The organism is Kordia periserrulae, from assembly GCF_003054265.1.
GTDB lineage: Bacteria > Bacteroidota > Bacteroidia > Flavobacteriales > Flavobacteriaceae > Kordia > Kordia periserrulae.
Genome location: NZ_QBKT01000006.1, coordinates 114,202 through 127,178, shown reverse-complemented (window position 1 = coordinate 127,178; position 12,977 = coordinate 114,202). Strand labels below are relative to the sequence as shown.

Below are 12,977 nucleotides of genomic sequence, written 5' to 3'. Positions count from 1 at the left end.
GTAAGAAACCGTAATTTTTAGTCGCGCAACAGCCAACTAAAACGTTTGAAGGAAAAAAACTTCTCAAAAGTCCTTCTAAAAAATAGAAAACAACTTATCTTGCTTACAAATTTAAGATGTAAAACAAGAGTTTAACTCATAAAAAAGAAATACTGTGAAAACGCTAAACGATTTTAACTTTAACGGTAAAAAAGCACTCATTCGAGTAGATTTTAACGTGCCACTCAACGATGAATTTCAAGTAACAGACGATACGCGCATCAAAGCGGCAAAACCAACCATTATCAAAATTTTGGAAGATGGCGGAAGTTGTGTGTTGATGTCGCACTTGGGAAGACCAAAAGGCTTTCAAGAAGAATTCTCGCTGCGTCATATTGTTAAAAAAGTATCTGAAGTCATCGGTGTAGAGGTGAAATTTGCAGGAAACTGTATTGGAGAAGAAGCCGAAAAAGCGGTAGCAGGATTAGAAGATGGCGAAGTCTTATTATTAGAAAATTTACGTTTTCACGAAGAAGAAAAACTAGGTGATAAAAACTTTGCGGCGCAATTGGCAAAACACGGCGATATTTATGTAAACGACGCATTCGGAACGGCACACAGAGCGCATGCTTCTACAGCAATCATCGCACAAAACTTTCCAGAAAAAAAATGCTTCGGATTATTATTGGCAAAAGAAATAGAAAGTATTGCCAAAGTGATGGAAACGGGTGAAAAACCAGTTACAGCGGTGTTAGGCGGCGCAAAAGTATCTTCTAAAATTACCATTATTGACAATATCTTAGATAAAATTGACCATTTAATCATTGGTGGCGGAATGACCTTTACGTTCATCAAAGCGCAAGGTGGAAGCATCGGAAACTCGTTGGTAGAAGATGACAAACTAGACTTGGCAAAAGAAATTATGGCAGAAGCGAAAGCAAAAAATGTGACGATTCATTTACCAGTAGATTCTGTAATCGCGGATGCTTTCGCGAATGATGCCAACACCAAAATCGTCGACGTAACTAAAATCCCAGACGACTGGATGGGATTGGATGCTGGTCCAGCAACACAAGCAAAATTTGCAGAAGTCATCGCACAATCAAAAACCATTTTATGGAACGGACCGTTAGGCGTATTTGAAATGCCAACCTTTGCGAAAGGTACTATTGCACTAGGTGATGCCATTGCAGAAGCAACCAAAAACGGAGCGTTTTCACTAGTTGGCGGTGGCGATTCGGTAGCTGCGGTAAAACAATTCGGATTTGAATCAAAAGTAAGTTACGTAAGTACAGGCGGCGGCGCCATGTTGGAAAGCTTAGAAGGAAAAACATTGCCAGGAATCGCTGCGATTTTGGAGTAAGAATCTAGCAACATATCAATAGTTCAAAAAAGTCCAATTCCCGTAATTGGACTTTTTGATTTGTAAGAAATTTTGTATTTATAAAAAATGTATATATTTTTGATTTTGTAAGAAAATAAAAATGAAATCAAAAAACTTTTACGTAACATTTCTTTTGGTATTACTTCTTTTCTGGAACTGTGAAAAAGAAAGTTCTGAACAAGGTATTGTGGATACTCAACATAAAGAATTAGCAATCTCTGTTGTTGGCTACGAACATTTCAAGGCAGCACATTCTAATATCTTAGCAAAAATTGAAAAGCTTACAATAGAAAATACAAAACAAAAAAACACAGTTTCTGAAAACAATTTCTACATAAATAAAAGTAAGGTTCAAATCATTCAACAACAAAACTTTACCACCTATACTTTTTATGTGACAAGAGATAGTATGCTGCCGAGCATAGTTGAAAATTACTCCTATAAAGAATACAATGATGGAGCTTACGAACAATACTTGTTGAAATATCATTACACAGTAGACACTAACGGTGAAATTTTTTTTGATACGAGTATCCTAGAAATAGAATTCATACAAGGAGAAAGCTTAGTCTCAAAAAACGCTTCTGATTGTGTTCCTCAATTTGTAGAAGTTATTGATAATCTTGTTTGTACGTATCAGTCAAAATGTTGGGGACCAGGAGCAGGCGGACATGAGGTTGGAGACAACTGTGAATGTCAACAAGCAGTGACGACATGCTTTCCGCCAGGAACCACGAGATGTGAATATGAATATATATGGGTATATGAAGGTTGTGATGCTAGTGGAACCCTCAATAATCCTGATTCAGATGATAGTGATACTTCGGGCAGTTCTAGTGGTAGTGATGGCTCAAATGATGAAACACAAAGCATTCCATTAGAAGACCCGACGCCAATTTGGCAGCCTATAGTCGATTGTATAAATTTTGGTCAATTAGGTCAAAATGATGACACTACCATTGATTCCGCAATTTTTGAACAGTTAAGTTTAACCGTTAGAGAGTATTCAGCGATGCAAAACTTTCTTCAAAACAACAATTGTGACGAAAATGCGCAACAAACTATTATAGATTTTTTGGAAGTCCACCAAGATTCACCAGAGATTTCGTATGAATTTTATGAAGAAATTTTAATCTTTGAACAAGATTATAGGCTACAAATGTCAGAAGAAGAATTAAGTATTTTTGATTCGTTGTCTAAAAAAACACAAATCAAATATCTTTGGAGTGGATATAATGCTATAAACAAAGCGGATGAATTATTTCCTTTACCATGTGAAAGATACAATGGAAAAGGAGATGCTTTACGACATACCTTGTGGAATGCATTATCTACCAATCGTATAGGAGCAGCTTTAACATATCAGTTAACCACTGCGCATGAAAATCAATCCTTTGATTATTACCATGAGTACAAAGAAAAAGAAATGGATTTATTCAATAATAATATAGGTATCAATTTAGGGCAATTGGATATGAGTGTTATAGAACAAGAAGTTGTCAATGCGTTAAACAATGGTAGTTTAAAATATCTAAATAACTTAAATTCTAATTGTAGAGCTACCAATGCTTCCCAATTGATACCCACAAATCAGTAAACAATGAAAAAAATAATTTTTACATGCTTTATCTTAATTAGCATTTATTCATGTTCCAAAGTAAGTAAAGTAACTGTTATTGAAACGTTTGATAAAGAAATTTCAAGTGTCATTCACCCCAAAAAAGATGGCTCTTACACAACATATTATGTAGAAATTCAAGGAGAAGTAAATGATTCTATAAAAATAGAATATTTCGACGACTCATTTTCATTTTATTATTTTGGAAAAATTAATGAATTCAAAAGAATGGATTATTACGGAGGCATTTCAGAAAAATTAACTTTTTATCCTTACAAAGCCACATCAGGAAAATTGACAATTAAACAAGTTCTACAATAATGACTCTTTAACGTATATGAAAAAACTATTCATTTTATGTCTGTTGCTAATAGTATTGGTTTCTTGCTCTAGAGTAAGAAAAGTAACTGATATTGAATCATTTGATAAAGAAATAACTGAAATAATATATCCCAAGAAAGAAGGCTCTTATACAACTTATAGAGTTACCATAAAAGGGACTGTAAATGATTCCGTTTTATTTGAATTTCGAGATAATGGTTTGCCTTTCTACTTTACTGGAAAAGTAGATTTTTCCATACCTACTGATTACTATGGAGGGCTTTCAAAAAAATTTATTTTCAAGCCATACAAAGCCACTGCCGGAAAATTGACTGTTGAACAAGTTTTACAATAACTAATCTTCAACATTTGTAGTAAACACAGTCCAATTCCTGTAGTTGGACTTTTTTCGTATGCTGGAATTTCAAAATCCAACAAAAAAACACGAATTTAGCAACAATTTCGTTTCTGTATATAGAAAAACATGCAAAAGCACCAAATTAATAGTTTGTACATGAAATATTTAGTTAGTATTTTCTTTTTATTGTTCACTTTCGTGGGAATGGCACAAGAAGATGAAAAAAAGCCAACAATAGAAAAACCAAGGTTTAAAATCATAAAAGACACGGTCATTCTTGACGGAAAAAGAACCGTGATGACTGATACGATTTATCTCGATACTCAAAACGAAATCAAGCGTTCTGCCGATGAGGTACTTCCACAATTAGACAGTCTAAAAACAGCGCCAGAAAACAATCCACTTCAAAAAGTCAATGAAAGTTATGTGTTGCTCGATAATCAAATGGCGGCAGAAATTGACAGTTTGTGGCTGCGCGAATTGGGCGGAGAAGAACTGTTTGATACCATTCACAAAGAAATCTCCGAACTCAAATACGAACCTGTTGTCTATCAAGAATTACCAACAGACACACTGAAAGCTCGCTTGGCACGCTTGAACGCTAAAACGCCGTTCAATATTGAATACAATCCATCGTTAGAAAGTGTGATTCGCCGTTTTTTAAAACGTCGCAAAAAATCTATGGAACGCTTGATGAAAATCAGTCAGTACTACTTTCCAATGTTTGAGCAAGAATTGGCAAATCACAACATTCCACTAGAAGTTAAATACTTGGCAATTGTAGAATCTGCACTAAATCCACGCGCACGTTCTCGCGTTGGTGCTACAGGCTTATGGCAATTTATGTATCAAACAGGAAAAATGTACGATTTAAATGTGAGTTCGTATGTTGATGATCGCCAAGACCCTGAAAAATCAACAGTTGCTGCGTGTAAATATCTAGCGAGTTTATACAAAATATTTGGCGATTGGGATTTGGCATTAGCAGCCTACAACTCAGGACCAGGAAATGTTTCCAAAGCAATTAGACGTTCAGGCGGTTATGAAAACTATTGGAATATTCGTCCCAACTTACCACGCGAAACCGCAGGATACTTACCAGCATTTCTAGCAACCATGTATATTTTTGAATATGCCGAAGAACACGGTTTTCAAGTGGATAAAATAGAAGTACCGCATTTTGCTACCGATACCATTCGCGTAAAGCAATTACTGACGTTTGACCAAATTTCGGAAGTATTAAATGTCAAAGTAGAAGACATCCAATTTTTCAATCCAGCGTACAAATTAGACATCATTCCTCACATAAAAGGAAGAGATTATACCTTGCGATTGCCTGTACAAGAAGTGGGTAAATTTGTCAATAACGAAGAAGCCATCTACGCCTTAGCGAAAGAAGAATTGGCAAAGCGCGAAAAACCATTGCCGCAACTTTTTGAAATGGACAAACGGACGCGTTATCGTGTGCAAAAAGGAGATTATTTAGGAAAAATTGCCAGACGATTTGGCGTACGTGTGAGCGATATTAAACGTTGGAATGGTCTGCGCTCGAATCGTTTGCGAATTGGACAACGCTTGACGATTTATCCTAAAAAACCAGGTTTTGCCATCAAAAAACCATCCCAAAAAGAAAAAAATACAAACAATGCAAAAACCTATACAGTCAAGTCTGGCGACTCTTTATGGAGCATTGCACAAAAATTTCCAGGAGTTTCTGTGAAAAATATTCAAAAATGGAACGATATTCGCGGGAATAAGTTGAAACCTGGCATGAAACTCAAGGTTTCTAAATAATAATAACAAACCTAAAAACAGATTTCTTGTGAAAAAATTATACCTATTTTTATTCGTTTTGGCGCTATTTGCTTCATGCGAAGATCCAAAAAATAAAGACGTTGCAGCACAATATTTACCATTATCAGCAGGAAAGGTAAACATGCTCGCTGTAGTTATGGATGTGGATCAATGGAAAGGAAAAATTGGAGACAGCATTCGCAACATATACGGAGCTCCAACAGATGGTTTGCCAATGGAAGAACCATTATTTTCTCTAAAACAAATCAATCCAGAGCTTTTTCAAGGAATTATCACACACTACCGAAGTGTATTACTAGTTGAATCGTCCGACAAGAAACAATACGAAGTACGCGAAAATGTATTCGCCAAACCGCAAAGAATTATTTACGTGTCTGGTTCGGAAGATGAAATCATTCAGCAACTCAATGAAAATGCTGAAAGTGCTATTGAAGTCTTTAAAAATAACGAATTAATTTCTAAGCAACGATTCATCAACAATGCATTGAGCAATGACAAAACCTTGGAAGAAACTTTCGGAATATCGCTCAACATTCCATCTGTTTACAAAATGGTAAAAAAGGAAGACAACTTTGTTTGGTACGAGCGAAAAGTAAAAAATGGCACCATGAATATCATAGCATACACCATGCCGTACGGAAGCATTCCAAAAGGCGATGCTACGGTTGATGCTATTATTCAAATGCGCGATTCTATCGGAGAAGCGTATGTGCCAGGAAAAGATCCTAAAACGATGTATATGATTACGGAAAAAGCCTATGCGCCGTATTTGTACGAAGCAGAAATCGATGGAAAATTTGCTTTTGAAACCAAAGGAATGTGGGAAATTTATGGCTATCAAATGGCAGGACCGTTTATCAATTACGCAGTAGAAGACAAAGCCAATAATCGTTTGGTAGTCGTGGAAGGATTTACTTTTGCACCATCAGAAGACAAACGCGATTTTATGTTTGAAATAGAGGCGATTCTAAAATCGTTGAAGATTCAAAAATAACAGCTGATAATACTAAAAGAATGTGAGTTCGACTTAAGAAATCACTAATTGTCAAATCGAGTGCAGTCGAGAAGAGCTAAGAATTGATAATTTCAAAGGAATCTCGTGAGCTAAGCTCGGTATCTACGATAATGCTCGATTTGACATTGAGTATAATCTATTAGTAATCAGTCACATAATAAAATAGTTATATCAAACTCACGTTAAAAAATGAAAAGCATCTAAGGGAACACTTAGGTGCTTTTTTAGTACATTGCAAGTCTTAAAAAATCATTCAATTCTTTAAATTTTCAATATAAAAGAAATGACCTTACTTCACTACATACAATCCCAATTGTCGCTGCCAGAACGAAGCATTCTAAAAACCATTGAATTGCTCAACGAAGATTGTACCATTCCTTTCATAGCGCGCTATCGTAAGGAAATGACAGGAAATTTGGATGAAGTGCAAATAGGTCAAATCGTAAAACTGAAAACGGCGTTTGAAGAACTTGAAAAACGACGCGAAGCCATCTTAAAAGCGATTGCAGAACAAGATGCCTTAACTCCACAATTACAGGAAAAAATCGCGAAAGCTACAACCTTGACAGCGCTAGAAGATTTGTACTTGCCTTTTAAAAAGAAGCGCAAAACCAAAGCGTCTGTTGCTAGAGAAAACGGATTGGAACCACTGGCAAAAATCATCATGAAACAACAACACCAAGATGTGGAACATGCGGCGCAGCGTTTTGTAAAAGGTGAGGTAGCATCAATTGAAAAAGCGCTAGAAGGTGCACGTTATATTATTGCGGAGTGGATTAACGAAAACGAATACGTTCGGAACAAAATAAGACGCCTCTATCAACGAAAAGCAACAATAACGACCAAAGCAGTCAAAGCAAAAAAAGACGATGATACAGCGCAGAAATACAAACAATATTTTGACTGGAGCGAATCGCTTCATCGAACGCCTTCGCACCGATTGTTGGCAATGCTTCGCGCCGAAAACGAAGGTGTTATCAAACTAAAAGTGGAAGTCGATACAGAAGAAGCACTACATATTATCGACGGAATGATTATCAAAACTGACGTGACATCGTGTACCGACCAAATTTTTATCGCTATTGAAGATGCATACAAACGTTTATTGTCGCCAGCGATTGTCAATGAAGTTATGAACGAAGCCAAAGCCAAAGCTGATGCGACGGCAATTTCGGTATTTGCGGATAATTTGAAACAATTATTATTAGGCGCGCCGTTAGGTCAAAAACGTGTGTTGGCAATCGATCCAGGATTTGTTTCGGGTTGTAAAGTAGTGTGTTTGGACGAGCAAGGCGATTTATTACATAATGAAAATATATATCCGCATCCGCCGCAGCGAGAAACAGCTCAGGCTGGCAAAAAAATTCGTTCGCTGGTCAATGCCTATAAAATTCAGGCAATTGCGATTGGAAACGGAACTGCTTCACGCGAAACAGAATTCTTTGTGAAGAAAATTCAATTTGATTGCGATTTGCAAGTATTTGTGGTGAATGAAGCTGGCGCGTCTGTGTATTCGGCTTCTAAAATTGCACGCGCCGAGTTTCCGAATTATGATGTTACGGTTCGTGGTGCCGTTTCTATTGGAAGACGATTGAAAGATCCGTTAGCAGAACTCGTAAAAATTGATCCAAAAGCAATTGGCGTGGGACAATACCAGCACGATGTGGATCAAACCAAGTTAAAAGAAGAATTGGACACTGTCGTCATGAGCTGTGTAAACGCAGTTGGTGTCAATGTAAATACGGCGAGTAGTGCCTTGTTGAGTTACGTTTCTGGAATTGGTGTGAATTTGGCGGAAAACATTGTGAATTATCGCTCGGAACATGGAAAAATTGAGTCGCGAAATAGCTTAAAAGAGGTTCCGCGTTTAGGACCCAAAGCGTTTCAGCAAGCGGCGGCGTTTTTGCGAATTACCGACGCCAAACATCCGTTGGACAATTCTACCGTGCATCCAGAAAGTTATCATATTGTAGAAAAAATGGCAAAAGACGTGAAGCTTTCCGTTGAGGAATTGATTGGTAACAAAGCGGTTTTAAACAATATTCAATTAGAGAAATATTGCACAGAAACCATAGGATTGCCCACATTAAACGACATCGTTAAAGAACTCGAAAAACCAGGCGTTGACCCAAGAAAAGCAGCCAAACTCTTCGAATTTGATCCAAATGTAAAAACCATTGCAGATGTCAAAGTTGGCATGTCCTTACCTGGAATTGTGAATAACATTACCAATTTTGGTTGTTTTGTTGATATTGGCATCAAAGAAAGTGGTTTGGTACACATTTCCAAGTTGGCAAACGAATTTATCAGCGATGTCAATGCTGTTGTCAAACTACATCAACATGTTGTGGTAACAGTGGTTGAGGTTGATGAAGCTAGAAAGCGAATTCAGTTGTCTATGATTGATTGAATCGAGGTTTATAAAAACAACATTACGAGAAAATTCTAATGTACTTTGGAAACCAATATTGTTTTCCTCTTTTAGCTCCAGTCATTTCTTTTAATATATTCAAGGATTCCAATTCTGATAGAATTTTGTAAGCAGTCGGCATGGATGAACCAATTACCTCTTGGACTTTCTGAGCATTAATAATGGGTTGTTTATACATATAATTTATAATTAATTTTCCATTATTCATCCTGCTTCCCAACTTTTCAAGTTTTTCATCTACTTCTTTTTGAAGCTTGAGTATTTTATCAAAAGTTTCGATGCTATTTTTAGCCGTCTCTATGACACCTACTAAAAAAAATTTAAACCATTGTTTGATATCACTTTTTTCTCTAACAATCATTAAGTTATCATAATATAAACTTCTGTTTTTTTCAAAAAAATCTGACAGATAAAGGATAGGTTTTTTTAAAATTCTTTTTTCGACTAAATATAAGGTGATCATTAATCGTCCAACCCTACCATTACCATCCAAAAAAGGATGAATAGTTTCAAATTGATAATGGATTAAGGCGATTTTTAATAAATCTGGAAAAATTGTTTCTTCATTGTGTGTAAATTTTTCCAAATCGCTCATTAAGCTTTGTATTTCAGTATGTATTGGAGGAATAAAGATAGCATCAGCAATTGATGCTCCTCCTATCCAGTTTTGACTAGTCCTAAATTCTCCTGGAATTTTATGCTTACCTCTAACTCCCTTTAACAGTATTTTGTGAGTATTCTTTATTAATCTTGATGAAAATGGAATTTTTTCCAATTCTTCTATAGCAGAATGTAATGCCGAAATGTAGTTTTGAACTTCCTCCCAGTCATCTCTTTTTTCTTCTGCAATCATCTCTTTTTCCTGTAAAACTTCCTTTATATTGGTTTTGGTTCCTTCAATCTTACTTGATTGAGTAGCTTCTTTTAAAACATGCATACTTATAAATAAGTCTATGTTTGGAATATATTCTGAATACATGTCCAATCTTCCTAGCTGTCTATCAGCTTTACTCAATAAATCAATCACTTCAATACTCTCTAATTTCCATTGTCGATTTATTTTAGAAGGAATGAAACTTTTATATGAACCTTGACTAATATAATGACCAGCTAAAAAATCTTTCATTATTGTTAATATTTATAAACAATTACTAAATCTAATTAATTAAAAACAAAGTTATTTAATTTTTTTTAATTAATTTTAAATAACAGAACACCTTATTTAAGAAAACTCATTAAATTTTAATACAAACAAAAAAATCCACACTACAATAGTGTGGATTTAGTATTTTTTATATCAAATAGAAACCTATTCTTTCTCTACTTTCTTTGTGTCGTCGTCTCCTTTCGTAGCATCTTTAAACTCTTTAATTCCGCTACCTAAGCCGCGCATTAATTCTGGAATCTTTCTTCCTCCAAATAAAAGTAATACAACAACCACAATTAAGATAATTGAAGTTCCTCCTGGAATGGCTAAAAACATATGTAATGACATCATAATGATTCGTATTTAAGTTACAAAGGTAAAAATAAATAGATACCTAGCGCTACAGAAGCACAAAAAAAACACTTTCATACACTATAAACCTACTATTTTTATTTTTAAGTTTGTATCCATGGCAAAAGATAAACAAAAAAGGCAGCGACTCAAAAAGAAACTTTTGCATAAGTATCGCCTAGTGATTTTAAATGAAGATACGTTTGAAGAGCGTATTTCTTTTAAACTCACACGATTAAATGTGTTTGTATTGGTTGCTTTTTCAGCAATATTGCTCATTGTATTAACGACGTTTTTAATTGCGTTTACGTCCTTGCGAGAATACATTCCAGGCTATTCGTCAACGGCATTAAAGCAAAAGGCGATAAACTTGAATGAAAAAATTGACTCGCTACAACAAGTCGTGCGTCGCGACTCTGTGTATTTGCATTCTATTCGAAATGTCCTTACGGGAGAAATAAAAAGCGAGAACATCAATAAAGATTCACTGTACAAATCGTTTGAAATTGATCCTGAAGATGTAAACTTAGCGCCTAGCAAACAAGATTCATTACTGCGTGAAGAAGTTGCGCAAGAAGACAAATACAATCTGTTTGAAACCGCTACTGCCAAAGTCAACTTTAAACTGTTTCCTCCTGTAAAGGGAGACATTACACAAAAATACAATTCGAAAGAAAAACACTTTGCCGTAGATGTAGTGGTACCCAAAGATACACCTGTAAAAGCAACAGCAGACGGAATGGTCATTTTTTCCGAATGGACAGCCGCTACAGGATATGTCATCATTATAGAACATCCTAACAATTTAATATCAGTGTACAAACACAATGCATCACTCACCAAACAACAAGGCGATTTGGTGACTGCAGGCGAAGTGATTGCACGTGTTGGAAATACAGGAGAATTGACCACAGGACCGCATTTGCACTTCGAACTGTGGAGCGAAGGATATTCTATTGACCCAGAATCGTTTATCGATTTTACCCTATAACAACGGATAGCTGATTTACGCAAGAACGCATACACACATGAAATCAATCAAAGCTCTTTTAGCGAAACCTTTTGCAAAGTACATTCAACGAAAAGTGTCAAAATGGGCAAACAACCCTGTGCAAACGCAGGAAAAAGTCTTTCAAAAACTCATCAAAGACGCCGCACATACTGCTTTTGGAAAGGATCATGATTTTGGAAACATTCACTCACATGCCGATTTTGCAAAGCGCGTTCCTATTCGCGATTATGAAGCCTTGCGTCCTTATGTAGATAAGGTTGTAGCAGGCGAAAAAGACATTCTCTGGAAAGGACAACCGTTATACTTTGCCAAAACTTCAGGCACAACTTCGGGTGCCAAATACATTCCTATCACTAAAGAATCCATGCCGACACATGTAGAAGCTGCTCGAAACGCAATTTTACTCTACATTGCAGAAACGGGAAACACCGATTTTGTAGATGGAAAAATGATTTTTCTACAAGGAAGTCCCGAATTACAAGAAAAAAACGGCGTAAAACTCGGACGACTTTCAGGAATCGTAGCGCATTATGTACCTGGATATTTGCAAAAAAACAGAATGCCAAGTTGGGAAACCAATTGCATTGAAGATTGGGAAACCAAAGTAGAAGCCATTGTTAATGAAACGCTGCACGAAAAAATGGCGATTATTAGCGGAATTCCGTCGTGGGTACAAATGTATTTTGAGCGTATAGAAGCGCGAACGGGCAAAAAAGTAGGCGAAGTTTTTCCGCATTTCAAGCTCTTTATTTATGGTGGTGTCAATTTTGAACCCTATTGTAACAAATTTGAAAATCTCATTGGTAGAAAAGTAGACAGCATTGAATTATATCCTGCTAGCGAAGGATTCTTTGCCTTTCAAGACAAACAAGATGACAAAGGAATGCTGTTGCAGCTAAACGCTGGAATTTTCTATGAATTTATCAAAGCAGAAGAGTTTTTTGATGAAAATCCAACACGAATCACCATAAAAGACGTAGAAATTGGCGTGAATTATGTCATGATTATTTCGTCCAATGCGGGACTTTGGGCGTACAATATTGGAGACACCATCGAGTTTACTTCTACAAAACCGTATAAAGTCATTGTTTCGGGTAGAATCAAGCATTTTATTTCGGCGTTTGGCGAACATGTGATTGGAAAGGAAGTAGAACAAGCCTTGCACGACGCCTTGCAACAATCGGGCGCAAGCATTAATGAATTTACGGTGGCGCCACAAATAAATCCTGAAAAAGGATTGCCGTATCATGAATGGTTTATCGAATTTGAAAAAGAGCCCTCAGACCTAGAAAAATTTGCAGAAATAATTGATGTCTCTTTACAACAGCAAAACAGTTACTATTTTGACCTCATTGATGGGAAAATATTGCAGCGTTTACGCATCACAAAAATTGAAAAAGACGGCTTTCAAAACTATATGAAATCCATTGGAAAATTGGGTGGACAAAATAAAATTCCTAGATTGTCAAACGATAGAAAAATAGCGGAATTGCTAACGAAACACAAAAAAGCTTAGAAATATCAAATTAACTTGTATTTTTGTGCG

At 36.0% G+C, this 12,977-nt stretch carries 11 protein-coding genes; 9 read left to right on the top strand and 2 right to left on the bottom strand.

Features of this window, described 5'->3' with window-relative positions:
- The first annotated feature begins 154 nt into the window (after positions 1-154).
- The 7 genes from C8N46_RS13330 (at position 155) to C8N46_RS13300 (ending at position 8,900) form a co-directional block, all read left to right on the top strand.
- Positions 155-1,342, top strand: a complete 1,188-nt coding sequence (locus tag C8N46_RS13330; RefSeq protein ID WP_108115409.1) for a phosphoglycerate kinase — start codon at positions 155-157, stop codon at positions 1,340-1,342.
- Positions 1,343-1,463: 121 nt separating this feature from the next.
- A complete protein-coding gene (locus C8N46_RS13325) occupies positions 1,464-2,960 on the top strand; it encodes a DUF6973 domain-containing protein (RefSeq protein WP_108115408.1) in 1,497 nt (498 codons plus the stop codon).
- 3 nt (positions 2,961-2,963) lie between these two features.
- Entirely contained in the window at positions 2,964-3,302 is a 339-nt protein-coding gene (locus tag C8N46_RS13320; RefSeq protein ID WP_108115407.1) for a hypothetical protein, read from the top strand.
- A gap of 16 nt (positions 3,303-3,318) precedes the next feature.
- Positions 3,319-3,657 carry a hypothetical protein gene (locus C8N46_RS13315; RefSeq protein WP_108115406.1) on the top strand — a complete coding sequence of 113 codons (339 nt, stop codon included), beginning with the start codon at positions 3,319-3,321 and terminating at the stop codon, positions 3,655-3,657.
- Between the two features lie 159 nt (positions 3,658-3,816).
- Positions 3,817-5,454: a LysM peptidoglycan-binding domain-containing protein gene (locus C8N46_RS13310; protein WP_108115609.1), complete on the top strand. Its 1,638-nt coding sequence runs from the start codon at positions 3,817-3,819 to the stop codon at positions 5,452-5,454.
- Positions 5,455-5,482: 28 nt separating this feature from the next.
- Positions 5,483-6,469, top strand: coding sequence for a DUF4837 family protein (locus tag C8N46_RS13305; protein WP_108115405.1), 987 nt, complete (start codon positions 5,483-5,485; stop codon positions 6,467-6,469).
- Positions 6,470-6,773: 304 nt separating this feature from the next.
- Positions 6,774-8,900, top strand: coding sequence for a Tex family protein (locus C8N46_RS13300; RefSeq protein ID WP_108115404.1), 2,127 nt, complete (start codon positions 6,774-6,776; stop codon positions 8,898-8,900).
- Between the two features lie 22 nt (positions 8,901-8,922).
- Here the strand turns inward: C8N46_RS13300 and C8N46_RS13295 are convergent, their stop codons facing one another.
- Positions 8,923-10,047 (bottom strand): Fic family protein, encoded by a 1,125-nt coding sequence (locus C8N46_RS13295; RefSeq protein ID WP_108115403.1) that lies wholly within the window; start codon positions 10,045-10,047, stop codon positions 8,923-8,925.
- 183 nt (positions 10,048-10,230) lie between these two features.
- A complete protein-coding gene (gene tatA / locus C8N46_RS13290) occupies positions 10,231-10,419 on the bottom strand; it encodes a twin-arginine translocase TatA/TatE family subunit (RefSeq protein WP_108115402.1) in 189 nt (62 codons plus the stop codon).
- A 118-nt stretch (positions 10,420-10,537) separates the two neighbouring features.
- Here tatA and C8N46_RS13285 point away from each other — a divergent pair, with 118 nt between their 5' ends.
- Entirely contained in the window at positions 10,538-11,410 is an 873-nt protein-coding gene (locus C8N46_RS13285; protein WP_108115401.1) for a M23 family metallopeptidase, read from the top strand.
- Between the two features lie 37 nt (positions 11,411-11,447).
- The gene (locus C8N46_RS13280; protein ID WP_108115400.1) at positions 11,448-12,947 is read left to right on the top strand and encodes a GH3 auxin-responsive promoter family protein; all 1,500 of its coding nucleotides are present in this window, start codon (positions 11,448-11,450) and stop codon (positions 12,945-12,947) included.
- The last annotated feature ends 30 nt before the right edge of the window (positions 12,948-12,977 follow it).

Bases quoted from the DNA above. Each gene is read 5' to 3' on its own strand.
- C8N46_RS13310 (WP_108115609.1), top strand. From the start codon at position 3,817: ATGAAATATTTAGTTAGTATTTTCTTTTTATTGTTCACTTTCGTGGGA.
- C8N46_RS13300 (WP_108115404.1), top strand. From the start codon at position 6,774: ATGACCTTACTTCACTACATACAATCCCAATTGTCGCTGCCAGAACGA.
- C8N46_RS13295 (WP_108115403.1), bottom strand. From the start codon at position 10,047: ATGAAAGATTTTTTAGCTGGTCATTATATTAGTCAAGGTTCATATAAA.
- C8N46_RS13320 (WP_108115407.1), top strand. From the start codon at position 2,964: ATGAAAAAAATAATTTTTACATGCTTTATCTTAATTAGCATTTATTCA.
- tatA (WP_108115402.1), bottom strand. From the start codon at position 10,419: ATGATGTCATTACATATGTTTTTAGCCATTCCAGGAGGAACTTCAATT.
- C8N46_RS13280 (WP_108115400.1), top strand. From the start codon at position 11,448: ATGAAATCAATCAAAGCTCTTTTAGCGAAACCTTTTGCAAAGTACATT.
- C8N46_RS13315 (WP_108115406.1), top strand. From the start codon at position 3,319: ATGAAAAAACTATTCATTTTATGTCTGTTGCTAATAGTATTGGTTTCT.
- C8N46_RS13325 (WP_108115408.1), top strand. From the start codon at position 1,464: ATGAAATCAAAAAACTTTTACGTAACATTTCTTTTGGTATTACTTCTT.
- C8N46_RS13285 (WP_108115401.1), top strand. From the start codon at position 10,538: ATGGCAAAAGATAAACAAAAAAGGCAGCGACTCAAAAAGAAACTTTTG.